Origin of the sequence: Halanaerobium saccharolyticum, from assembly GCF_003259895.1 — a bacterium.
Taxonomy (GTDB): Bacteria; Bacillota; Halanaerobiia; order Halanaerobiales; family Halanaerobiaceae; genus Halanaerobium; species Halanaerobium saccharolyticum_A.
Window position 1 is genome coordinate 181,395 of sequence record NZ_QLME01000001.1, and the last position, 26,160, is coordinate 207,554.

Annotated in this window: 21 protein-coding genes; 1 reads left to right on the plus strand and 20 read right to left on the minus strand. The window is 26.0% G+C overall.

Going from position 1 to position 26,160, the window contains the following annotated elements; genetic code table 11:
- Window positions 1-61: 61 nt before the first annotated feature.
- The 17 genes from C7958_RS00860 to C7958_RS00935 all read right to left on the minus strand — a co-directional run bounded on the left by C7958_RS00860 (window position 62) and on the right by C7958_RS00935 (window position 22,474).
- Complete coding sequence (locus C7958_RS00860; protein WP_111570773.1) at window positions 62-2,971, minus strand: AAA domain-containing protein; 2,910 nt, start codon at window positions 2,969-2,971, stop codon at window positions 62-64.
- 56 nt (window positions 2,972-3,027) lie between these two features.
- Complete coding sequence (locus tag C7958_RS00865; RefSeq protein WP_111570774.1) at window positions 3,028-6,882, minus strand: hypothetical protein; 3,855 nt, start codon at window positions 6,880-6,882, stop codon at window positions 3,028-3,030.
- A 143-nt stretch (window positions 6,883-7,025) separates the two neighbouring features.
- A complete protein-coding gene (locus C7958_RS00870) occupies window positions 7,026-8,549 on the minus strand; it encodes a hypothetical protein (protein ID WP_133960269.1) in 1,524 nt (507 codons plus the stop codon).
- A gap of 23 nt (window positions 8,550-8,572) precedes the next feature.
- On the minus strand, window positions 8,573-9,601 hold the full coding sequence (locus tag C7958_RS00875; RefSeq protein ID WP_166668454.1) for a nucleoid-associated protein: 1,029 nt from the start codon (window positions 9,599-9,601) through the stop codon (window positions 8,573-8,575).
- Window positions 9,602-9,867: 266 nt separating this feature from the next.
- Window positions 9,868-10,944 carry a mannose-1-phosphate guanylyltransferase gene (locus tag C7958_RS00880; RefSeq protein ID WP_111570777.1) on the minus strand — a complete coding sequence of 359 codons (1,077 nt, stop codon included), beginning with the start codon at window positions 10,942-10,944 and terminating at the stop codon, window positions 9,868-9,870.
- Window positions 10,945-10,986: 42 nt separating this feature from the next.
- Complete coding sequence (locus C7958_RS00885) at window positions 10,987-11,931, minus strand: NAD-dependent epimerase/dehydratase family protein (protein ID WP_111570778.1); 945 nt, start codon at window positions 11,929-11,931, stop codon at window positions 10,987-10,989.
- 17 nt (window positions 11,932-11,948) lie between these two features.
- Window positions 11,949-12,755, minus strand: a complete 807-nt coding sequence (locus C7958_RS00890; RefSeq protein WP_111570779.1) for a glycosyltransferase — start codon at window positions 12,753-12,755, stop codon at window positions 11,949-11,951.
- Window positions 12,752-14,035 (minus strand): hypothetical protein, encoded by a 1,284-nt coding sequence (locus C7958_RS00895; RefSeq protein WP_111570780.1) that lies wholly within the window; start codon window positions 14,033-14,035, stop codon window positions 12,752-12,754. The genes C7958_RS00890 and C7958_RS00895 overlap by 4 nt, the downstream gene beginning before the upstream one ends.
- 50 nt (window positions 14,036-14,085) lie before the next feature.
- Window positions 14,086-14,991 (minus strand): glycosyltransferase, encoded by a 906-nt coding sequence (locus C7958_RS00900; RefSeq protein WP_111570781.1) that lies wholly within the window; start codon window positions 14,989-14,991, stop codon window positions 14,086-14,088.
- Between the two features lie 19 nt (window positions 14,992-15,010).
- Entirely contained in the window at window positions 15,011-15,859 is an 849-nt protein-coding gene (gene rfbD / locus C7958_RS00905) for a dTDP-4-dehydrorhamnose reductase (protein WP_111570782.1), read from the minus strand.
- Entirely contained in the window at window positions 15,859-16,890 is a 1,032-nt protein-coding gene (gene rfbB, locus C7958_RS00910; RefSeq protein ID WP_111570783.1) for a dTDP-glucose 4,6-dehydratase, read from the minus strand. The genes rfbD and rfbB overlap by 1 nt, the downstream gene beginning before the upstream one ends.
- Before the next feature lie 12 nt (window positions 16,891-16,902).
- Window positions 16,903-17,460 (minus strand): dTDP-4-dehydrorhamnose 3,5-epimerase, encoded by a 558-nt coding sequence (gene rfbC / locus C7958_RS00915; RefSeq protein WP_111570784.1) that lies wholly within the window; start codon window positions 17,458-17,460, stop codon window positions 16,903-16,905.
- Window positions 17,461-17,477: 17 nt separating this feature from the next.
- Window positions 17,478-18,359, minus strand: a complete 882-nt coding sequence (gene rfbA, locus C7958_RS00920; RefSeq protein WP_111570785.1) for a glucose-1-phosphate thymidylyltransferase RfbA — start codon at window positions 18,357-18,359, stop codon at window positions 17,478-17,480.
- 16 nt (window positions 18,360-18,375) lie between these two features.
- A complete protein-coding gene (locus C7958_RS00925; protein ID WP_111570786.1) occupies window positions 18,376-19,299 on the minus strand; it encodes a glycosyltransferase family 2 protein in 924 nt (307 codons plus the stop codon).
- 665 nt (window positions 19,300-19,964) lie between these two features.
- Window positions 19,965-20,096: a hypothetical protein gene (locus tag C7958_RS15820; RefSeq protein ID WP_258394125.1), complete on the minus strand. Its 132-nt coding sequence runs from the start codon at window positions 20,094-20,096 to the stop codon at window positions 19,965-19,967.
- Between the two features lie 102 nt (window positions 20,097-20,198).
- Window positions 20,199-21,335, minus strand: coding sequence for a polysialyltransferase family glycosyltransferase (locus C7958_RS00930; RefSeq protein WP_111570787.1), 1,137 nt, complete (start codon window positions 21,333-21,335; stop codon window positions 20,199-20,201).
- A gap of 11 nt (window positions 21,336-21,346) precedes the next feature.
- Window positions 21,347-22,474, minus strand: a complete 1,128-nt coding sequence (locus C7958_RS00935) for a hypothetical protein (protein ID WP_111570788.1) — start codon at window positions 22,472-22,474, stop codon at window positions 21,347-21,349.
- A 542-nt stretch (window positions 22,475-23,016) separates the two neighbouring features.
- On the opposite strand from C7958_RS00935, the gene C7958_RS16030 reads away from it, so the two are divergent.
- Complete coding sequence (locus tag C7958_RS16030; RefSeq protein ID WP_111570789.1) at window positions 23,017-23,199, plus strand: ATP-binding protein; 183 nt, start codon at window positions 23,017-23,019, stop codon at window positions 23,197-23,199.
- On the opposite strand, the gene C7958_RS00945 is transcribed toward C7958_RS16030, so the two are convergent.
- The 3 genes from C7958_RS00945 to pseH are packed head-to-tail and all read right to left on the minus strand — an operon-like array spanning window position 23,181 to window position 26,153.
- Window positions 23,181-24,608 carry a lipopolysaccharide biosynthesis protein gene (locus tag C7958_RS00945; RefSeq protein WP_111570790.1) on the minus strand — a complete coding sequence of 476 codons (1,428 nt, stop codon included), beginning with the start codon at window positions 24,606-24,608 and terminating at the stop codon, window positions 23,181-23,183. The genes C7958_RS16030 and C7958_RS00945 overlap by 19 nt on opposite strands.
- A gap of 10 nt (window positions 24,609-24,618) precedes the next feature.
- Window positions 24,619-25,635, minus strand: coding sequence for a UDP-2,4-diacetamido-2,4,6-trideoxy-beta-L-altropyranose hydrolase (pseG, locus tag C7958_RS00950; protein ID WP_111570791.1), 1,017 nt, complete (start codon window positions 25,633-25,635; stop codon window positions 24,619-24,621).
- Entirely contained in the window at window positions 25,632-26,153 is a 522-nt protein-coding gene (gene pseH, locus C7958_RS00955; protein ID WP_111570792.1) for a UDP-4-amino-4,6-dideoxy-N-acetyl-beta-L-altrosamine N-acetyltransferase, read from the minus strand. Before pseH ends, pseG begins: the two co-directional genes overlap by 4 nt.
- Between the last annotated feature and the right edge of the window lie 7 nt (window positions 26,154-26,160).

A 26,160-nucleotide genomic window follows, 5' to 3' on the forward strand; every position in this document is an offset into this window, starting at 1 on the left:
TAAGTAGTTTTCCCATTTTTTAAAATAGATTATCCACAGATCTGTCAGTTGTTCTAATTTATTAATTAATTGGTTTTAAATAATTTTTTAGTAATCCACTCGCAGAACTTTTAGAATCAGATAAACAATTAATCTCTCCAAAAACAAAAAAGTAATCTTTAGAACGGGAAACAGCTACATTCATCAAGTTTTTATTAGAATCTATAAAACTACTTTTTTCCTGACTACCATATACTGTAGAGAAAATAATTATTTTTCTTTCTGCCCCTTGAAAAGTATGGACTGTTCCAGTTTCAATTTGAGTTAAATTCATTTTTTTAAGTTGTTTTTCTATTAAATTAGTCTGGGCTCTAAAAGGAGAAATAATGCCAATTAAATCTTCTTCATTTTCTTGGGGATAAAGCTTTTTGATTAAATCATAATTATTATTTATCCAATTGACTATTGCCCCGGCTTCTTTCTTATTGGCTCTACTAGTTCCCAACTTAGCGGAAGTTTGAGATTCAATCTGTTTATGTCCCATATGTGGCCAATCAACTAAGACTAAATCTTTGTTCTGTTTGCCACTCCCTCGCATTGGTTCCAAATTACCATTATAAACTAATTCATTGCAATAAGAAATAATTTCATCAAAACAGCGGCGGTGTTCAGTTAAAAACAAACCATCCATTCCGTATTTTTTATAGATACAGGATCTGCTGGCTGCTAACATCACACTGGAGGAAGAAGTGTTTAATCCGAATTTTACTAATTTATCATAATCATTCTCATTTTCAATAGCTTTTGAAGTTAGCGCAAATGTTTTATCTAAAACTCTATTAATACTCCAAACCGGCTGCAGCTGATGAACATCACCGACTACTAATGCTTTCTTAGCCAGAGCAAAAGAAGGAGCTGCAATCTCAGGAGAAACCTGTCCCGCCTCATCCACTATCAATAAATCAATTTTATTAAACATATGACGATAATGCGGATCAATATAAGCTTTAAACTGAGAAGGAAATTTATAAAAAGTCATAACTAAACATGGAGAAATAAAGGCAAGTCTATTATAAAACTTATCTAAAACATTTTCATAGGTACAGCCTTTTTGATTTTCAGATAGCTCATCTTCTCCTCTTAGCCAGCGGGCTTCATAATAATGAACTGCAAGCCAAAATTCCATATATCTAGTTGTTTGATCAATTAAAGCATTAATGTTATCTAAATCTAAATCATATATTCCTTCTTTATCAGTTAGATCAACATTATGTTCAAGCAATTTTTCTAATATTTCATCATATTCTTTTTTATAAGTCATTAATTTATCCTTTTTTTCTTTAAAATTGCTGATTTGCTTGAGAATTTTCTGGTAAAACAAATTATATTTTTCTAAAATTTGATCCAAAGTCATTTCAGTATTTAAAAAATTAATTTCTTTTTCTTTTATAAAGAATCCAAATTTAGTTTTAATTTTTCTTTTGAAATAAGGAATAAACTTTAATAACTTATATAATAATGGTAGATTTTCATAAAATATTTCCCATTCCTGGCTTCGATTTAAAATATGGTCAGAATTTTTTCTTTCTTTAGCTATTTTTCTATTTAAGTTTTCTAAGGCATCATTTATATTACTTTCTTTAACACATTTCACTTCAGAAAGATAATTTCTTATTGCAGCCACAAGACTAAGCAATTTATTTTTATTTCTATTTAAAGTTCTTAATTCTTTATGTAATCTATTCTGACAAGATTGGAGATTATTTTTATTACAATCAAAAAAATTATTAAAATTATCTAAAAATTTATCTTTTGATTTTTTAATATTTTTACTGTTATCAACAGATTCTACAAAATACTCGCCTTTGATATTTGTATACTGATAATTTTTCTTTTCCGCCATTTCTATTTTTGTATTAGAAGGAAAATATGTAGCAAAGCTATCTACCCCACAAACCCATCTTTGTTCGAAACTAGTGTCACTAGTTGTTTCAAGACTCTTAAACGATGAAATAATATTAGTAACAGCCTGGTTATTAGTAGAAGTTGCAACTATTAAAGGTGCTTTTTCTTTTTTCAAAGCCCTTTTCACAAATAAATCAGCAACTATAGACTGTAATAATGTTGTCTTTCCCGTCCCCGGTGGACCATTAACAGCTAAAATTTCTCCTTTTTTCATTGAATTAACATGATTGACCGCTTCGCGCTGAGATTTTGATAGTGGAAATTCTCCTCCCATCTGTCCACAATGATCTTTCATTTGAGATAATTCATTTTCAACTAATTTGCCAGTCTTAGCAGTTTCCTGAGAAAGAAAGTTTTCATAAAGTAAAAGTGATTCATCCCTTTTAATTATATCATTATAAAGTTCTTTAATACTATAAGTTGCATTAATCGTATTATCAACAAATAAATATACTTCATCTTCTAATTCATAAACTTCTTCAGCGGCTAAAATTTTATTTCCCTTAAATTCACTTCCATTTACATATTCAAAATATTTCTTAAAAAAGCTTGAATAATCTGACCAGGTTTGTATCCGGTCAATTTTATTTACATTTTGACTTAAAAATTCATCAGCAGATTCCGATTTACCAATTGCCAGGTCTGCTTCAATTATAGGCTGCAAAAATTCTCTTGGAATCCATGGTATTTTCTTATTTTCTTGATCAAATTTCAATTGACCATCTTTATTTAAAATAGCAGGTATAAAATAAAGGCCTGTAAGTTCATCTCTATTATTAGTTTTAGCTTGATTATCAAATTTAGTCTTAAGAACTTTAGGACAAATTATAACATTTATTTGATTAGACTTATTTTTAGTTAATTTCTTAAATATTTTTTTAGTAGACTTTGGGTTCAGTTTTCCTTTTAGAAAATCACTTTTCAATATAGTTCTATACTTAGCATTTTTAAAATCTATTTTTAGATTAGACTGAGCTGCAACAGCTTTTTTAAAAAAGCATGTCATTTTTTGGGCATTTTCATTCATTAAATTCTCCTTTGCGATTTATATAGTTTTTATAAAATCAAAATAGATATTACTCATTAATTTAATTCCCTGGTATTAATAAAAACATGATAAACAGCTGTACTCATTGTTTCTCTATCATGAATACTTTTAATTGCTTTCAAATTACCAAATTTTGAAATATCCACTTCTTCAATATCCTCACCAGCTGAAATAGGATTATTTTCATAGTCAATTTCAGGAATATAGTCTATATAATTATTAATCAGATTTTCAAAATTAGCAGCTTCAGAATATATTAGCAGGTATAATTGCTGCAAACTATTTTGATCATAATTAAAAATTTTTGTTAAATGTTCTTTTATCGTCTTTTTATTAACACTTTTTAATCTAAATGCTTCAATTATTGTAATATTGCCGCCCTCTTTATCCCTAATAACAATATCTCGTTCTCCTACTCCACCTCTTTCTTGACCCTTGGTATAGTTTGCTGAAAAACCACCACGACTTTGATCAGCAATTTGCCAACTCCAATTTGAAAACTTCATTTTTAATAAAGAAGTAATAATATCATTAAATTTATCTTCCTCTGTTATTTGTGCTAAAATAACATTTCTTTCCAGGAACTCTTTTGAAACAGCTATTAGTTGCTTTAGAATAAAAATGCCCAGTTTTCTTCTGTCAACAACATTTGCTAAGTCACGAGCAGATAAATCTTTTATTTCAAGATAACTTTTTCTTAACTCATTTAAATCTGGTCCAAATATATTATTTTCAGAATATTTAGGATTAATATCAGCCCTAAAGCTTTCTTCATTAATTTTATTTTTTAAATTAGCTAAGCTATCTGGCAAGTTAACCTGATCCCAGTTATGATATTCAATAGCCTCCTCTAATAATTCTTCAGCTTTTTCAGATAATCCACCATCAATATATCTTTGAAGAGCTAATTGAACAAAATCCAGCTCCAGCTTAAGCGATTTATAAATTGAGCTCCATAATTTATCAAATTTATTAAATTCATTTATTTTTAAAAATACAAGCAGTTTATTATATTTAACCTGCTCATTTATTTTAAGTAGATCCTTTTTAGATATATTTTCCTCAACTTTGTCCCATTCGGCTAAAGCCTGCTCATAAATTTTTTTGTCTTCTTTTTGCTTTGCCAGAGATATATGAGCTGCAAATCTATTCACTGCAAAAGCTTCACTCGCCTTGTTCTTATAAAGGGCATTTAAAATTTCATAGCTCTCCCCTGGATCTTTTTCTAATAAAATCAGGGCTCGATAAAATCTTTTTTTACTAATTAATTGTTCTTTATTTTTTTCTGGAACTTTAATTGACTGAATCTTATTTAGATCACCTTCATGATAGGCAATAAGTAATTTAACTCTATAAGTTAAGTCATTCCAATTTTCTTCAAAACGATGTCCCTTAGTTATTTCGTCTCCTTTATTTATTATTTTCCTGGCAAGATCAATATTAGCAGCATTTGCTGCGTTAAGGAGTAATTTTTCTATTTCAGTAATCCATATTTGATCTTTAATAAACTTATCTAAATCTAAATCTCTTATTTTTTCATCTACAATTTCATTGCAATTATTTGAAGTTAATATTTTAGATAATTCTAATAGATTTATTAAATCATTTGATTTTTTTGTTATAATTTCAACTGCCTTTTGCATATTTGAATGACTAAAATTATTTATAGTTTCAGCTAACTTCGGAAATAATTCTTCATTTTGAATAACTGTAGATCTTTCATAAGTACTTTTGAATATATTTACTTTTCCCAAATCCAAATTGTCGTTTAGAAAATCATTTATTATATTAATTACTTCATTCTCTGTCTTAAGTAATATTGATTTACAATTTTCACTACTATTATATTTACTTAGTTGCTTATGAATTTTAATCAAAATAGATAAGTGTAATCTAATTTTATATACCCAGCTTCTTTTCTGCGTTTTCTTACCACGATCTGAATTAATAGGTTCTCTGCCTGAAGCTCCAACTAATTTATTTTCTATAGGTGGTATATTTTTAATCATATATTTAAAATCTACTGGAGAATAGAATTTAGATAGATTCTCTTCTGAAGAACTTATTACTATTTCATCCCATGGCAGTTCTTCCATTTCTGGATGCCTAGTATGCCAATTAATAACTAATTTTTCTCCATCAGATTTTAAAAAATAAGCATTTAATAAATCCAGATAAATATTAATAATTCTATTTTTTATATTTTGTAGTATTTCATTATATTCTTCTAAATCATTAAATAAACTTATAGCTTGATTCCATTGTTCTTCATCAAACTCTTTTATAATCCCATTTAACCAAAATAATAATTCTAATTCAGGATAGGGTAACTCTAATGCGTTATTTGAAATCTTATTTTCAGCTTCTTTAACCAAAAGCTTATATAAATAAGTAGAAATAAAAATTATTAATTTTTTATCATTACGGTTATTGTTCAAGTTGATTTCAACATTAGATATAAAATTTAAGGTGTTTTCTTTTAAAATTTTTGTTGAATGAAAATCTTTCTTATTTCTATTGTCATATTCATTTCTAGATAAATATAATAAAATTTCTGCTATAGGAATTGCCTTACTTTCCCAATCATTATGTTTAATTTGATTAAAAGTATAATCAATAATTTCTAAAGCTTCTATCCAGATATATTCTTTAAAATCTTCGATTTTATGCATTTGATTATTGTAATTCAGATTATAAAAAGCACTTCTTAAATTTAATTTATATATCATAGCCATCCCTAGTGACATGAATTTAATATTTTTTAAAAAATCAGCTATTTTTTCAGGATTATTTTTTTGGATTTGATAGAGGATTATAAAAGCAAGAAAAGGTTTTTTTCTACTGTTTTCTAATAATTTTAACACATCATTGTCATTACCAAAATCAATAATTATATTTATCAGCATTATCAAGTTATCTCTACTAGACATGTAAAAAGCATTTGCATGACTCAAACTTTTCTCCCACCAACCAAACATCTTAAAATATGTAAGAGCTTCTTCACTTTTTATAACCGGCTTTTTACGCAAATAACCTTCTAAATCATACATTGATTTAGCATACTCTTCTTCCCAGCCAGTTAGATCCTTTTCTTGAATTATTATTTTAGTTATAACATCAATAAGTTTTCTTTTATTTTCAGCACTTATATATTCTGGGAATTTATATAAATTAAAATAAACTTTATTATAAACTTCAATTTTATTAAACCATTCCCAAAATATCTCTTTATTATTCCCTGAACTATCAACTTTATTCAATATCTCCTCTGAAAAATAACCAACTGCTTTATTTATTAATATCCTCCAATAAGGATTAGCAAAATTAATTAAATGTTTTTCTTTATCATCTAAACAAATTATCCCCTCTTTAATTAATTCATCAAAAACTGGAGTCTCAGAAAAGTAAGATTTATGTTGTTGATAAAGTTCCTTAAGCTTGTCCGGTGAAATTTCTAATCCTGTTTCAGCATTTGTTAATTGTTCAGTATATTTATTTTTTATTTCTTTTAAAAATTTTATTTCAAGTTCAGTTATTTCCAATTCATCAATAGGAATTTGATCTCTTCTTATTTTATAGGGAAGTTCTAATCTGCCGAAGATAAAGCGAATAATATATTTATTTTCCAGAGAAGAAACTAGTCTATCAGGTGAGGTTGAATTACTATTTAAATCAAGTGTTTTCTTAGCAATTTTTATAATTTCTTTTCTATCCATAACAGGAAAATTTCTACTTGAGAACATTAATAACCTACTCATGAATAATGCTGTATACCAATTTCTATCTGCATTTAGAATTTTCTTTTCTTCTTTTGATAGGTGTTCAGTATTGCTTTTTGTATTTAAATTTTTTAATAAAAATTTTAAATGTTGAGTTATATCTTGAGGCAAAATATTCACTCCCTTATAATTGCATTTCTAACAAACTATAGCTTTTTATTATGCTGAAAAAGTTATTATTCTTGATCTAAAATAAAGAACCACTAACTTTATTCTTTATAATAAAGTAATATAAAATATCAGATTTAAATCTCTTAAAAATTCAATAATTCCAACAGCAAATCCAAATTAATCCCATAATGTATTAATGAAATTGAAAAAACAATAGACAAGAAAATATTTGTCCAAAAATAAGCATTAAACATCGCATTCTTTTTATCCATTATACTCCTGTCATCATTATTTTCACCTGTAATTTTTTTGATTTCATCTTCATATAAAATTGACTTGCAATGATTTTTGAAATTTTCATAAGTATAAATAATATGTTCTCTATTTCCCCAGATATAAATCGAATGATATAAAGTATTAAAAATTATAAAAATTCCAGATCCAACCATTATTAATTTTATAAAACTAACGGGTATATTTCTGGTCATATATGATAATAATACAGTAATAATCACACCAACTACTCCCAATATATTGCTAGTAAGCACTTTCATTAATTGTTTTATTTCACTATCCAAATCTTTAATCCTATCATAAATTTGTAATTCAATATTATTTCTTTCCTCGAAATAGGCTCTCATTTTATCTTGAATATAAGTTTTGAAAATGCTCCTAGATGAGTTATAAATATTCTCAATATTATTCAAAAACTTTTCGAAAATATTCTCAGTTTTTGACAAGTTGGAGTTTCTAGTTATAACATTTCTTACAATTTCTATTCTATCGGGAATTTTAACATCATAGATCCAATCATATAAATCCATTGCTATTTTTATATCATCTGCAGTAATATCTAATTTATCAATTTCATCTATATTGGTTTTAATTATTTTGTATCCTTCAATAACAATATACTTTTTCCCTTCTCTTTCCTCCAGTCTATTTGCAATAAAGATAAAAATTGTCTTTAATACAATTTTATTAAAATAATTAATTAACCACTTTTCAAGGTCATTATTTAGACTTTTATCAGAAAAATAGAAAATGTCTGGTGGTAAATTGGATAATGAACTATAGTAGCAATTTTCTTTTTGCTTGTTTATTTTATAACTTAATTTTTTTGTATCTCCATTAGATTTAATTTCTAACTTATCTAAATTATTTCCGCCTAAAATTTTAAAATAATTATTTGATAAATCAATTTCATTCTCCAGTAATAAAATCCAGTTGTCTTTAGAAAAATATCTGCATAATTCACTGTAACTAATGTCATTGAGCCAACTTTTTAGTTTATCTTCAAAGAAAAATAAATAACTTTTTCCATTAGAAATATTATGATTTCTTTTCTTTAAGAACTTATTTTTATCAATACTAATTTTAAACTCAAAATTTTTATCTTTATATCTTTCAAATCTTTCGGTGTAAGTATCCAGTTCCTCTTTATTATAAGTAACAGTATTAAAACTTTTATTTCTACCACTAACTTCATCTGAATAAATATAAATAGTAACAGCATTTTTTAATATTGAAAAAAACTCATCATAATTAACATTTAATATTTCATTAATTTCATTCCCGGTTAATTGACTTATTATTTCTAAATATTCATCATCTTCATTATAGGCAGTATCAGGTAGTTCATCTAAGATATCTTTTATAATTTTCATTAAATCTCTCATATAAACACCACCTATTTAATATTATAATCATAATTATCAGTTTTAATAGAAATCTCATAACCGCCATCATCCAGAGGTTTAACTTTGATATATCTTTCCTCATCATATAAAACTTTATCCAGTCTAATTTGAATATCTTCTCTGGTTTTTATTACTACTTTTTTATTATTTATAATTTCTTTATCAGGTTTAAATTCATAATCTCCTATATCCTCTGATATTAAAAATTCAACATATTCTTCTTGATTTTCCTCAGATATCACATCAGAAAACTCTCTAATATTTATTTGAGATTTTCTTTCCAGGGTATTATACATATAACTAATAATCTCTTCGCGCTCTTTACTGTCTTCATACTTTTCATTCACAAAATCAATTGTAGAATTTTTAAATACTCTAGTTTTATGTTTGTCATCTTTTTCTAATTTTGCATTTAAAAAATTCCTTAGAAAAAACTGAGCAATATCTTTATCAGCAGACTTAGAATTTGTCTGTTTATCTAATATAACAATATCAAAATTATTATCATTATTTTCAGGTTGAATAAATGCTGATTTTTGTAATTTCTGATTTAAGTTAGGGAGACTACTTCTTTCATCAACAACTAATTTTGTTTTTGTTTTTCCATCTTCAGTTTCTTCAACATCATGTCTATAGATTTCATTATAATCCATTTTTAATAATGCTAAATAATTCTTGTTATTAGATTCAAAACTAACTACAATTAAATCAGCCGGAGATATTGTTTTATTTGACATAGATATAAATAACTGATTCGCGATTTCTTTACTACTTTTTACAAATGTATCTGGATTTTCAAAAATATTATTACAACTTATTTTAACAGAATTATTTTCTCCTTCAAATTTAGCTGCCCTAGTTTTGTCATCATTAACAGATTTTAAAATATGCTTTTTTATAAATTCTTTTATTTTATCATCTAATTCCAGAGTGTAATCACTCATTTTCTTGAATTCTTCTCTATTGTTTAAGATATGTAATATAGCATTTTTTATTACAGGCTCTTTAATATTTCTCATCTTTTTGTTTATGCCTCCCCTGTTGAATTCATTATAATACATTTGTTCGTTATTATCAATTTTTATTTTGTTTCTCTGCCGGATACTCGCCGCAGCATCCGAAGTTAAATTTATGAAAGTACTCGGCATACTTCATATAAACAAAAATCTCCCACCAAAATTTAATAATTCTAGTGAGAGTAATAATTTGACTTAGCGACATTTAATATTTAATTCGATAATTTTCTGCATATATTAGGTGGTACACACCATATCCACGTTTTATTTTATAAACAGTCTTCAAGCCCTTCTGCTTCCAGAATATTTCTGATCTCTTTAACTTCCTGAGCTCTTTTTTTATCACAGATTAGAATAGCATCTTCTGTATCAACTATAACTACATCATTAAGTCCAATGGTTGTTACTACTTTATTAGGACTGTGAATAATAGAGTTAGTAGTATCTATCCCATAATGTTTACCTATTACTACATTACCATCAGCATCTACTTTTTTAACTCTCTCTAAAGCCGGCCAGCTGCCGAGATCATCCCAGCCAAAAGAACCTGGAATAACAAAGATATCATCTGCTTTTTCCATAATTCCATAGTCAATGGAAACACTCTGCATCTTTTCAAATTCATCTCTAATTACCTTTTGAGCTAAATCTGTACCTAAAGCATTTTTTATTCTCTCTAAGGACTGATACATCTCAGGTAAATGGATCTCTATATTAGATAGAATGCTGCTTAACTGCCAGATGAACATCCCACTGTTCCAAAGATATGTTCCTTCTTCTAAAAACTCCTTAGCAGTGCTTAAATCAGGTTTTTCGGTAAAGTTTCGAACTTCAAATACCTGGTCACCATCTATAGTGTGTAACTGATCACCAAAGTGAATATATCCATAACCTGTTTCTGGGTGAGTTGGTTCTATACCAATAGTAACTAAATTTTTGCCGGTAGCTGCAGTCATAATTGATTTTCTTAAAATATCTACAAATCTTTTTTGTTCTTTAATTAAATGATCAGCTGGTAAAACGATCATTGTTGAACCCGGATATTTATCTTCAATCACTACTGAAGATAAGCCGATACAGGCAGCAGTATTTCTTTTCATTGGTTCTACTATTATGTTTTCTTCTGGTATACCATCTAATTGTTTTTTGATTGCTTTTTGATAGGCTTCATTAGTTGCAATAAATACCTGTTCTAAAGGAACAAGTTCATTTATTCTTTCTACAGTTTCCTGCAGCATTGTTTTTTGATCATCATTTAATTTTAAAAATTGTTTTGGATGGTCTTTTCTGCTTAAAGGCCAGAATCTGGTTCCTTCTCCTCCAGCCATAATTAGTGCTGTTATCATTTGAAATCAACTCCAGGTGAAAAAGTATAAACTAAAATTAATTTACTCATATAAATCTTTCAAAAACTCAACTTCTCTTGCTAAACCTTCCTCAAACTCAACATCAGGCTCATAGTCAAGCATTTCTTTAGCTTTGGATGTATCAGCTGAGGTATGTTTTACATCACCCTTAACAACCTGCTGATACTCTCTATTAGCTTTTTTACCTATTAGCTCTTCCATTAAATCAATGGAATCATTTAACACAACTCTTTTACCATCTCCACCAATGTTAAATATTTCTCCTACTACATCACTTTCTGCAGCTAAAATATTAGCTTTAACTATATCATCCACATGAGTAAAGTTTCTAGATTGTTTACCATCACCAAAAATAGTTAGTTTTTTATCTTGTAAAATAGCTTTAATAAAAATATGAAAAGCCATATCAGGTCTCTGTCTTTCTCCAAAAACAGTAAAATATCTTAAAGATAATGTTGGCACATTAAAATTTTTATAATATAAGTAGCATAAATTTTCTCCTGCTAATTTAGAAACTCCATACGGAGAAACTGGTTGCAATCTATTAGTTTCCTGCATAGGCAGTTTATCTGTGTCCCCATAAACTGAAGATGAAGAAGCATATACAAACTTTTTAATATTACTTTCTTTTGCTGCTTCTAATAATCTTTGCGTGCCCATTATATTATTATGCGAATAAATTTCAAAGTCTTCTCCCCAGCTTGACCTAACTCCAGCTTGGGCTGCTTGATGAAATATGTAATCTACATCTTTTAATAATTCTTTTAAATCAAGATCATTTATATTCTTTTCAATTAAAGTAAAGTTCTTATGATCAATAAATGAACTGATATTATTTTCTTTTAATGTGCTATCATAATAATCTATAAAACAATCAACACCTATTACTTGATGTTCTTTTTTAAGTAATTTTTCTGTTAATGTTGAACCAATGAAACCTGCTGCACCTGTTACTAATGATTTCAAATTCTCACTTCCTTATATTAATTTCTTGGATCTAATCTCTTTAAATATTTATATAATACTTTTAAAATAAATGGAGGTGTAATACCTAAAACAATTGGTACTAAAATGCCATATCGTTTATAAATTGGTAAGGATAAAAGTTTATAACCTCTCCATCTTACTTTAATATCAGTAATTCTATAACTTAATGACTTTCTTTCAAAATACTGATTATTAACCCTATAATATAATAACCTTTCTGATAAGTTTTCTACTTTTAATCCATTAGCAATTATTCTAAACCAAAGCTCATAATCCTGAACTTTTTTAAATTCTTCGTTATAACCACCAATATCTAAAATATCTTTTTTCTTAAACATAACTGAAGGGTGGATAATTGGATTAACTAAATTAATATTCCTTTTGATTTCTTCATATTCTAATGGAACATTTCTTTCAGCAATAATCTTTCCATTTTCATCAATATTATAAGCAGAAGTTCCAATTAATGATATCTCTTTATTCTTTTTAAGATAATCAACCTGTTTTTTTAATCTATCTGAAGTTGAAATATCATCAGCATCCATACGAGCTATATATTCACCTTTAGCTAATTCTAAACCCTTATTAAGTGAATAAGTTAAACCTCGATTCCGTTCATTTTCTATGTATTTTATTCTTTGATCCTGATCAGCATATTTAGAAATAATATCAGCACTATTATCTTTAGATTTATCATTAATAATAATAAACTCAAAGTTATGATAACTTTGAGTTAAAATACTTTCTACTGCTTTTTCTAAATATTTTTCTGCATTATAGACTGACATTATTACTGATATCATTTATCTGTTTCCTCCAGCTTTTCTATTACATTTTCAATTATATATAACTGTCTTTCTCCCTCATGAACTGAATCAAAACAAACATGTTTTCCATCTCTACTCCAACGAGGATGCAAATCACATCTCACTTCTCCATGATATTTAAAGGGAGCAAATAATCTTGCTATGTCATATCTTATATTTTCTTGAGTATCATAAATAATTAAAGTTCTATGTCTTGTTCTATCAGGATATGTATCAGTTAAAATATATCTCTTATCTGGAGAATATGAAGGATGACCATCTGAAGTTAATTTTTCTTCCCCAATGATCTTGAACTCTAAAGTTTTATCTTTAAATAAATAATATCTGTCCTTATTATTTTTTCTAGCCCAAACTAATATTTCTTCATTATTTTTCCAGCAACTATGTGAGACCATTTCCTCATCAGCTAGACAATATATGTTATTACCATCCACATCTGCAGTATAAAATCTTGATTGTGTCACATTATTATGTTCCCAGCGATGAATGAAAGAAAATCTTTTGCCATCAGGACTAATATCCAAATGATTAAAGCGATGTTCACTATCTTCCATAGTTGAATTATGATTGATTTTGACAATTTGATCTAAAGAAATAATTAATTTACTCGTGTTATTTTCAAGATCAACAAGATAAATTCCATCATTTTGGGGATGTTTTTCACCTTTAGTTTTATCAGATAAATTAGAATATCCATACCCCGGTCTTAATCTATGCAATCTAGAAAAATTTAGTGATAAGGCAAATCTACCATTTTTACTAACTGAATAGATAGGTTTGTCTATTATTCTTTCTTCTTTAGTCTTTAAATTATAAATGATACTACAATAATCATTGTCATGTAAAGCATTATATATTATATTATCATCAAAATCAGGCCCCAACCATTGTAGCATTGATCCTTGTTGTAAATTCCATGTATTTGTTTCAGTTAACTTTTTAAAAATGTTATCTTTTAGATTTATATACCCAATTTGTGCTTTATCTGTTTTAACAGGATGTTTGTCTGAACATAGAACTTCTAATGTTAAAATTTTATTGTTTTTATCATTCCAGGGTGATTTATCATAATAACCAAAATAATATTCCTCATCTTCATGTGTTACTTTTCTTATAAACTCCTGTAAGAGTCCTTTACTATTAGAACTGTTAAATTTAGATATATTATAAAAAATAAATTGATATAATAATTTTATATACTTTCTTAAATTAGGATATCTACGCAATAATTCCGAAAAATTTTTTTCTATATTCAAATTAATCTACCTCATTGATTTTTATTCTCTTAATATTAAGAGTTATTATATTAAAAATAAATATTTTTAATATATTTAATTAATGTTTTTATATTTTTTAATGCTTTAAAGAATTTTTTTTGATCTAAATCTCTAATTAATTTGATACGTTTTTCAAATCCTTGATTTTTCTCTATCTTTTTATCTTTTACTAAAATATTATAAGTGTCTAAAAATCTTTTTAAAGCTTTGGTTCTATCTCTCTGATTATTCAAATGGACTCTATAATTAAAAAAATACATGTCAGTATAAATAAAATAATAGTTATGTTTTAATAAATAAACTATTAAATAAAAATCATCAATCCCATCAAATTTTTCTTTAGGAACAAAAATATCATTATAAATCTTCTTAATATTATTTATTATCGATCCGTCAAAAAATAACATCCCCGGAGTAATAATTTGATTTCCACCATAAAAATAAGCATCTAAATTATTTATTTTTTTTTCTAATGTATTTTTATTAAAATGTTTAAATAAACCTTTTTTCACTATATCCTTTTTGTTATTAACTTTACATCCATTAAAAACTAATATTTTATTTCTCATATCTCTTTTAGCTTCATATTTATTTAAAATATACTTGAAGGTTTTTTTGTCTAAGAAATCATCTTGATCAATTATATGAAACATATCTCCTGAAGATAATTCCAACCCATCTTTTCTTGAAATAGTAACACCTTTATTTTGGGTATGAGAAACCAAATTTACACTCGAAAATTTTTCTATTTTAGATTCTTTAATTATTTTTGATAATTTATTATATTCATTTTGCTGAGGCGAATCATTAATAATAATTAATTCATGATCAATAGAATCTTTTCCAATATACTCAAGATTATCTTTTAGACTTTTTAATAATTCTGAGAAAAAATCACTCCCAAAATAATAAGTAACTATTGTTGAAATTTTAATTGTAAAACGTCACTCCCTTTTATATATTTGTCTTTTCATTAATAAAAAAATGAATTGCGTCTTTATAATTATTGAGACAACAAAATCCATTGTCTATAAGTGTTTTTTTAGATAATCTTGAATTTTTAGGTCTTTTAACCTTAGTCTCAAATTTATCACTACTAATAGGGTTTATTTTTATATCAATATCAGCGAATTTAAATATTTCCTTGGCAAAATTATACCAGTTACAAAATCCTTCATTAGTTGCATGATAAATAGCATATTTATCAGTTTTGATCATTTTAATAATAAGATCTGCTAAATCTCCCGTATAAGTAGGTGAACCATATTGATCAGCAACTACAGATATCTTATCTTTTTCTTTACCTAATCTCAGCATGGTCTTTACAAAATTTTCACCATGTCCACCAAAAACCCAAGAAGTTCTAATAATAAAATATTTATCCAATAATCTTTGTACTTCTTGCTCCCCTTTATATTTTGTTTCACCATAATAATTAATAGGGTTTGGTTGATCAGTTACTTCAAAAGGTTTTTTCCCTTGACCATCAAATACATAGTCAGTACTTATATAAAGCATTTTAGCATCTAATACTTTGGCTGCTTCAGCTAAATGCTTTGTTCCTTCAACATTAACTTGATAACATAACTCTTTTTCAATCTCAGCCTGATCAACATCTGTATAAGCTGCACAGTGAACTATTATATCCGGATTGTAATTTAATATAAAATCTTTAGTTTCTTTCTCATTGGTCAAGTCAAAATCTTCTTTGTCAACACCAATATGTCCTATATCTAATTCATTTAACTTTTTAACCAAATCATAACCAAGCTGTCCATCACCACCAGTAACTAAAACTTTCATCAATTATTCACCCGCTTATCTTTATACATTATTTCGTAATAATCTTTATAATCACCACTAATAATATTCTTCCACCATTCCTTATTATCAAGATACCATTTAATGGTTCTTTTGATACCTTCATCAAATAAAATAGTAGGTTCCCAGTCAAGTTCATTACTTATTTTAGTAGGATCAATAGCATATCGTAAATCATGGCCGGCTCTATCTTTAACAAAAGTAATTAATGATTCTGGTTTATCAAGTTCATCTAAAATAGTTTTTACCACTTCTAGATTACTTCTTTCATTATGGCCACCTATATTATACACTTCACCATCTTGACCATCATGTAAAATTAAATCAATAGCTCTACAGTGATCTTCAACATATAACCAGTCTCTAACATTCTCCCCCTCACCATAAACTGGTAGTTCTTCTTCAGCCAGAGCTTTGGAAATCATCAAAGGAATTAATTTCTCTGGAAATTGATAGGGCCCATAATTATTCGAACAGCGTGAAATAGTCACAGGTAGGCCAAAAGTTCTGTGATAAGATTCTACTAATAAATCAGCGGAAGCTTTAGAAGCTGAATAGGGAGAAGAAGTTGTTATTGATGTTTCTTCTGTAAACATCAATTCTGGTTTGTCTAATGGTAAATCACCATAAACCTCATCTGTTGATACCTGGTGAAATCTTTCAATTCCATATTCTCTACAGGCGTCCATTAAAATCTGAGTTCCCATAATATTCGTTTCTAAAAACACTCCTGGATCTTCTATAGAGCGATCAACATGAGACTCAGCAGCAAAGTTAACTACCATATCAAAATTTTCTTCTTCAAAAAGATTAAAAACAAATTCTCTATCTCTAATATCACCTTTTACAAATTTAAATTTATCATTTTCTATTACAGATTCTAAAGTTTTTAAATTTCCTGCATAAGTTAAAGCATCAAGGCAGACAATTCTGTAATCAGAATGCTGTTCAAGCATGTAAAATATAAAATTACTGCCTATAAAACCAGCTCCGCCGGTTACTAAAATATTCATAATATCCTCCTATTAAAATTTAAATTTAGTTTCTGCTAAACTATTTAACTCTTTATCTTTCTCAGATAAGATTATTTCATCAATATCATCTAAAGGCCAGTCAATATTTACATCTTCATCATCCCAGATTATTCCACCTTCATCATCTGAATGATAAAAATCTGTACATTTATAGGCAAAAGTAGCATTCTCAGATAAAACAAGAAATCCATGAGCAAATCCTTCTGGTACATAAAATTGTTTTTTGTTTTCGCCTGAAAGAATTACTCCTTTCCACTCACCGTATGTTTCTGATTCAGATCTTAGATCTACTCCTACATCAAAAACTTTTCCTCTTAAAACACGAACCAATTTACCTTGTGGATTCTTTTTTTGAAAATGAAGTCCTCTAAGAACTCCTTTTTTTGATTTAGACTGATTGTCCTGCACAAAATCCATAGTTAAACCAGCCTGATTAAATTCTTCTTTGTTATATGTTTCCATAAAATAACCTCTGTCATCTCCAAAAATAGAGGGTTCAATAATGTACATATCTTCAATATCAGTTTTAATAAAATTAAATTTGGACAAATAATCACCCCATTATTTTATCTATCACTTTTAGCAATGTTTTTTAAGTACTGACCATAATCTGTTTTTAATAATGGTTCAGCAAGTTTCAATAATTGTTTCTCATCAATATAATCTAATCTATAAGCTATCTCTTCAATACAGGCAATATATAACCCCTGTCTACTTTGAATAGCTTCAACAAAGTTATTAGCTTCTAGAAGTCCCTGATGTGTTCCTGTATCTAACCAGGCCATACCTCGACCAAATAATTCTACTTTCAGTTCATTTCTTTTTAAATATTCATTATTTACTGCAGTTATTTCTAATTCTCCACGATCAGAAGGCTCAATATTCTTAGCGATATCAACTACATTATTATCATAAAAATATAAACCAGGAACTGCATATTTTGATTTTGGATTATCTGGCTTTTCTTCTAGAGAAACAACATTTTTATCATCATCAAATTCCACAACACCAAATTGTTTAGGGTTGTTTACATAATATCCAAAAACTGTTGCTCCATTCTCTTCTTCAACTCTATTAACAGTAGTTTTTAAAATATGAGTAAAATTTTGGCCATAAAATATATTATCTCCAAGTATTAAAGCAACATCATCATCACCAATGAATTCTTCTCCAACTAAAAAAGCATCTGCTAAGCCACGCGGCTCATCCTGAACTTTATATGTAAAATCTAATCCAATTTCATTTCCATCACCTAAAAGGTCTTTATATAAATCAATATGTTCTGGTGTTGAAATAATTAAAATTTCTTTAATACCTGAAAGCATTAATACTGATAATGGATAATAGATCATTGGCTTATCATAAATAGGTAATAATTGCTTTGAAACTGCCTTAGTAATAGGATATAACCTAGTACCTGCTCCTCCTGCTAATATAATCCCTTTCATAATTTTCCTCCCCATTTTATTTATTTTTTAGTAACACTTTGATTATTAAGGCTAAGATTCCATCTTTTGTCTTAAATTTATATTTTAAAATATAATATGCTTTTTTAAACCTATAATTACTATTTGTTATTAAAAAAAATGCTTTTATAATTTTTTTTTGTTTATTTGTTAATTTTTCATGAAAATTATTATAAATGAAATCCATCATTTTTCTTGTTTTTTTTGTTGTTAGTTCAAAATCAGATTTTAATACTTTCTTTAATTTGTTTAAATAATTTTTATTGACACCAATTTCATTTGACGAATGTTGTCTATAATACATCAAAGGTTTATTAATATATAATCTTTTACCAACAATCTCATTTACAATTGATATATAGTGATCATGAATATTAATATTTTTTGGAAAAGGTAAAATATATCTTTTTAAATTACTATTTATCATCATTGAAGAGCCTTGAACCAAAGGAGAAAAAATAATGTTATTCAAACCTTTATTCATACCCTTTTCACCTATAAAATTATCCTCAACAACATATAAATGTTCATCAGTAATATATGAATCAGAATGAACTAATAATGGAATTTCATCTGAATATTTTGCCTCACATTTTTTTATCCTTTCAAATAATATCTCTATTTTATTTTTCATCCAGACATCATCTTGATCTGAAAACATAATATAATCTAAATTTGATTGTTTTAATAAAATTTCAAAGTTTTTAGCAACACCTACATTGCCAAGATCATCTTCTAAAACTCTAATTCTTTCATCTCTTTTAGCATAATTTTTAATTATATTTTTAGTTTTATCAGTGGAATTGTCATCTCTTATTAATAGTTCCCAGTTATTATAAGTTTGATTAATTATAGAATCAATTTGTTCAGATATATATTTCTCACCATTATATGTAGCCATAAGAATATTAATTTCACTCATTAAAAATCTCCTCGTATAATATAATTAGTAATGCTAAAATTTTAAAATATTAATATTTAAGTTCTTGAGCCAACCTATCTAATCTTGAACAAACCTTTAATATTCTCTGGTAAACATATCAATTATCAAAAATATATATTCTCTGACCACTGTTATTTATGCAAATTTGGATCATATCTATTTCCCAGAGCTGGTTAGGTCCAGTTAATTCATGTTTCTGTCTTAATTAATATTATTAAGTGGCTTTGGATACTATTTTATTCTGCAGTAAGCCTAAGACATTCACGATAAGGTAATTCGCTTATGATTAATTTTTATATTTTCTATATAATTCAAGTAATCAATTACCATTCTGTGCCTAAATAAAAAGACTCATCACAGTAATCTTTAACCAGTTAAACAAAATCTTTTTCTGGTACCATATTAACGCATTTATCATAGGTTGAATGAACAGAATAAAGTTGATCATTAGTTTGACTGTAATAGTAAGTGTTTCTGTCTATATTAAAAGTTTAGCACAGTTCTGCCAAAGTTTTTTTAGAGATTTCGATCTGGAGTTTTTTTGCCCAATACTTTTTCCCTCTCTTTGATTTGTTCATCTTTTTCTTTAAACTTAGCTTCCTATTCAGTAACATAATAACCACTGAGCTTAATCATACCGCCATCTAAGAACTAATCCCTCCAAAATAAATAAAGTTGAGGCTAACAGCATATTTATCTAATAGATCGATATCCCCCTTTTTAAATACTCGAAAAACAATTTTCATTTTTTTATCTAACTCATAAGTTTTAGGCATTCGCTTTAACCCTCTTATATTTATAATAAAATCTCAAATTGGTGTCTGTCCAATATTCTTATGGAAAATACATTGAACAATAACTTAGGGAAATAAATTATTTTAAATAAAATTCTTTAATTTATCAATATTATTTAAATATAATATCTTATCATTATTTAACATGTATTTCTCAAATAATTTTATTCTATCAATATAATTATTATTAACCTCAAAATAATCATTTAAATATAAATTGGAAATGTTCACAACTTCAATATTAAAGATAGATGAAATAGTTAATAATGCTGTAGAAGATCCCCCTATAATAAGATCTGGTTCATATTTAAGATATAAATCTTCTGCATCATATTTACTATTAATAATTTTAACTCTTTTATTAGTGGCGAAAAAATTTTCAAGAATCTTATTAGTATCATTAGGATGTTTTTTAATATATATTTCTTTATTGCTTACTTCTAATATTTTTTTGATAATACTAATATATAATTCGTCTATTTTATCATTTTTCTTTATGAAATCTTTTATTATAAAAATCTGATTTTTATTAATCTTGTTCAAAGTAGGAATTCTATATTCATGAAATAATTTTTTTAAATTATCACTAACTTTTTTATTGATTTTCAAAGAATTGTTTTCTTTACTAAACAAATAATACTTTTGAACACTATTATTTGTAACTTTCATAAAAATATTAATTAAATATGATCTTACAATCTTTGATATTCTATTAAAAAATTTGACTCCCGCACTTTTAAGAAAAGTATTTTTACTAACATATGTTCCAGTTCCTTCATCTATAATAACAAATCGAAAATTTCTTGGTTTTGTTTTTTTTTCAAAATGTTTAAATAATGAAATGTTAATATTGTTTGTTGAAAATATTGTTAGTGGTTTTTTATTTTTCTTGTTTTTGCAAATTAAATTTTTTAAAGTAAATAAATATTTTATTTTATTCTTTTCCTTAAAATTGTTTTGCATCATTATATATCTTATTTTTATATCTTTTATATTTTTGATATGTTCTTTTTTTATTCTGAATTTTGTCATATCATTTATATCAGATTGAGGATTTATTACAATAAGACCATCTGAAAAGATATCTTTATTAGCATTTAAATAGCTATATAATACATTTAAATGCCATCCTGAAATAACAAATCCAACAAAATCTAAATTATTAATATTCATCTTTTTATCTAAATCTATATTTTTTGTTTTTATAAAACTATCACTCATATAATCATCCTTTAATTTTGTTTTTTTAGATTTAACAACCCGTAAAATAACAAAAAATCATACGGCCCAATAAAAGCTACTCGATCAAAAGAAACTCTTATTAAAAAAATTATACACAAGAAAATACTAAAAATATTATATACAGAAAAATTTATAACACCTTTTAAAAAATAATAAATAATTAATATAATTAATAATAAAACTCCAAAACCAAAATTATAATGTGAGTAAATAAATGAATTGTGTGGATTATTACCATATTCTTCAATAATATTTATTTTTCTATAATCATATCCCGTAAATAAACTAGTATAATTTAAACTTTCAATATAATTTTTATTCATTAAGAACCTTGGTGATTCTAATCCTCGTTTAAGATTAGTGTTTTCATAAATATATGGAAAGAAATATACAAACACACCTACAATAATTATAGTGATTAAAAAAAATATTAAAATCTTAGATAAATTAATCTTATTAACAGCTTTATATAAATATACAACCATAAACATTAAAAGAGATAAATATATATTTGATCTACCATATGATAAAAAACATATAATAATAGTAATAACACTAGGGATTATAGATGTTTTTTCCCTAATATTTAAGCAGCTTAAATAATATAATAAAGCAAAAAAAAGAAATAAGAGACCTACATAATTACGAGAAGCATTAAAAAGATATTTATTTATATCATTTATTCCAAAACCCAATCTAAATCCTTGTAAAATAAACCAAATTAATAAGAGTATAAAAAAATTTTTAGATAAAGTTGCAGTTATCTTTGGATATATGTGCATATAAAAAGCAAAACTAATTGAATAAATAAAATAAAAATAAAAAATTAATGGACCTAAACGAAAATCTTTAATAGAAATTAAAATTACCACAGGAAAAGTTAACAATAAAAACCAAAATATCGCTTTCTCTTTATAAATAATATGCAAAGTTTTATTATTTTGAAAATATAACAAAAAAGTAAGTGAAATTAAAAGCACTTGAAAATAAATATCAAATTTACCTATAAAATATTGAAACAAAACTATAAGTAAAAGGAAAAAATATAATAATATTTTAGGAAAATTAATATTTAAAAAAAAGAAATTATTAATTTTTAATTTAATAATGCTTTTCATTATAAAAAATCCTCTCAAGACACAAATTACAAGTTTTATTTAAGTGAATTAATCATTTTATTTGTATAATACCAGTACATTTAACCTATAGTATTCTCTTTAATTCTTAGCATTTCAATTTATGCTTATTTACCATCTACAAGGATTTGCAGAATGCCGTATGATTATGTTTTAAAAGAGATAAAGCTAATAGCTAGAATCATAAGAAATTCTTCAGAAATTCAGTTGAACATGAAGTCATCATGAGAGAAAACAAAAGATTCAATAAAATGTCAAGAAGGGCTAAATTCCCAAGTCTAAAACGATTGAACAGTTTAATTTTTCTGATACACCTTTTCTATTAAAAACAGAAATTATGGGACTATTCAACTGCAAATTTATTGATCAAAAACCAATGTCTTGTTTTAGGATCACCAGGTACTGGAAAGTAGCATTTAATGGTATCAATAGGTGTTGAAGCCAGCAAAAAGGTTAAACCAGTTGGATTCTTAAATGCAGCTAGTTTGTGCAATCAATTAATTGAGACGCAGGAATAACAACAGTTGATTAAATTCTTAAAAAAGATTAACAAGTTTGATTTATTACTCATAAACGAATTAGGTTTTTTTGAATTATCTAATCAGGCTACTCAGTTAATGTTTCAGATCTTTTCAGAGAAATATGAATTATTAGAGTGCTACAGTTTTTTATTGATGAAGGCAGTTAGTTATTTCTTAAAAAAATAAAAAGATAACAAAACAAACATAAAAATCTTAATAATAAAAAATATAATAAAACTATCTATAAAATTAAACAAAACAAAATAAATGCCAGCAAATAATAATATTAATACAAAATTCAACAATATATTTTTCAATTTAATTACATTTTCTTTAATAATAAATCTAGCATTAATATAATGAAAAACAAAAAGAAAAAAGTAAGAAATTAAAGTGGTATATGCTGCAGCAATATATCCCCATTTAGGTATCAACCAATAATTTAGACCAATATTTATAAATCCAGCTAATAATGTTGCTATTGATATTAAACCTGTTTTTTTTCTATAAAAAGAATAGTTTCCAAATAAAGTATATAAAAAAACAAAGACATAGCTCAAAATAATAATTGGTACCAAATCTAACGCCTTATAGTATCTTTCATCAGCAAGGATCATTACAATCTCTTTTGAAAACAGAATCAATGAAAACGCAGCTAAAAAAATATATTTAGAATAATTTTTAGCTAATTCGTTAATTTCCCTATAATTATTATTTTTTATGTTATCATAGAAAATAGGAACCCAGGCTTTATTCATTGCCATAACAACTACATTCATAATCATTCCTACATTATATGCAAATGAATACAACCCAGTATCAAACGATCCAGTTAATTGATTGATTGCTATTCTATCAAAATAAGAAAGAATAAAATTGGATAATGCATGTGGAATAAGCGGAACACCAAATGCTAAAGAATATTTTACATATTTAAATTTGAATTTTAGTTTACCTAACTTAATAAAATAAATAATAGCAATTATAAAAATAACACTACTGACTACTAAATTAGCATATATTTTCCCAAAGTATCTCTGCTCCGAAAGTAAATACACCCAGATAATCGAAATAACAAGCATTATTATACTTTTACTTACTGATAAAAAAGAATATTTTTCACTTTGTTTGCTAGTTTGAAGATATGATAAAAACATATTAATAGGAATATTAAAAATAGCAACTAAAATAGCAATTATAAAAACATCAACATCTATATTTATTAAAGATGAAATTTCATTTTTAAGTAAATTAATTAAACTAAAAGAAAAAACATTAAACAAGAATAAAAATAAAATATTACTACTTATAAACTCACCAAAGTTCTTTTCTTCTTCATGATAATACCTTGCAACAGAACCGTGAAAGTTTAAACCCATCAAAATAGTTGATATTGAAATAATAGATGTGAATATAGCTAAAATACCATATTCATCAGGAGTTAATAACCTTGTAAAAATTGGAACTGAAATAAAAGCTAATGCCTTGGTAAAAAAGGTAGCAGTCATGTAATTTTTAGCATGACTTATAAATTCAATATTTTCTTTTCCTATAATTTTTCTTAAATAACCTTTAGTTTTTACTATTATATTCATATATAAATACTCATTTCTCCAATAACTCAATCGTTTTGAAATTATTATCTATTGAAATACCATCAACTAAATTAATTCTTTTTTCTAATATTTCTTTAAATCCAAATCTAATATTTTTATTTTCAAATCCCAAATTAATAATACTTTTATCATCCAATTTATCAGCCACTCTAACCTGATTTTCTGCCTGCAATAATACTAAAGCAGGAGTCTTAGTTGCTGCCAACTCATAAAGAGTACTACCACCGGAAGAAATAGCTATATCACTTTTTAACATCAACTTACTCATCTTTTTGACATTAAAGTTTAATGAAATATCTAAATTGCATTTTACAACCTTTGCTACTATATGATCTACATTATCAAAAGAAGGTCCTATTACAACATCAATATGTAGATTTTCTTTATCAATATATTGATCCTCTATTTCATCAAAATCAATAGAGTTTAAAGCTTCAATAATTTTTGGTGTTAAGTTTCTTAGATCATAACCACCAACAGTAACTAAAATGTTCTGTACTCTATCTCTAACTTCAATCTCAGGTAAATTTCTGAACTCTTCTCTTAAAAGTAGATAATCCGTTCCCAGTCGAAACTCAGTATCTCCATATAAAGATTCATAATCTAGATCATCAGCATAGGCATTTCCATTAATAACTACATGAGAAGGAAAAGCAAAAGGGGCATAATCATGAATAGTAACTAATTTATCAACTACTTTTCTCATTTCAATTAAATAGTTCTGATCAATATCATAAGAGTCAGTAATCAATTTATTTACTTTTTCTTTTTTTATGATTTCTTTAACTTCTTTTATTTCTTCATTATAATTTAAATCTTTATCTATAGTTATTACTTCAAAATCATTTTCTTTTAACTTCTTGACTGCAGATGGTTCATTTTTAGTAATGTAGAAAACTCTTTCTACTTCTTCATCTTTTTTTAAATCATCAGCTAAGGTCATCGAACGCATGATATGTCCCATACCGATATCTTTACCACCATCTACTCTTAAAGCCATAATCATTCTAAATCATCTCTAAATAATGACATAATTAAAACATCTTTGAACTTACCATTTTTGAAAATATCTTCTTTTAGAATACCTATTTCTTTAAATCCTAATTTTTGATAAAGATTAATTGCCGCATTATTTTCTTTTAAAACCTCTAAATATATTTTATTTAAATTAAATTGATTAAAAGAATACTGGATAAATTTTTGTGAAGACTCATAGGCATAACCTTTATTCCAAAATGATTCTGCTATCATGATTCCAAATTCTGCTTTCTGGTTTTTATAATCTATATTAGCTAAATTAACTGTTCCTATGCGTTTATTATCATCTTTTTTACAGATCATTAAATCAATTCTATTATCATTATTTAAGTTATTTTTATACCAGTTTAAATGTTCTTGAACTGTTAACATTTTACAACTAAATAATGAGTTTAATATATTAGTATTATTTCTCATATCAACTATAAACTGAGCATCCTCTTCTAACATTGGTCTTAAGTATAATCTTTCTGTTTTCAGCATCATTTATTCA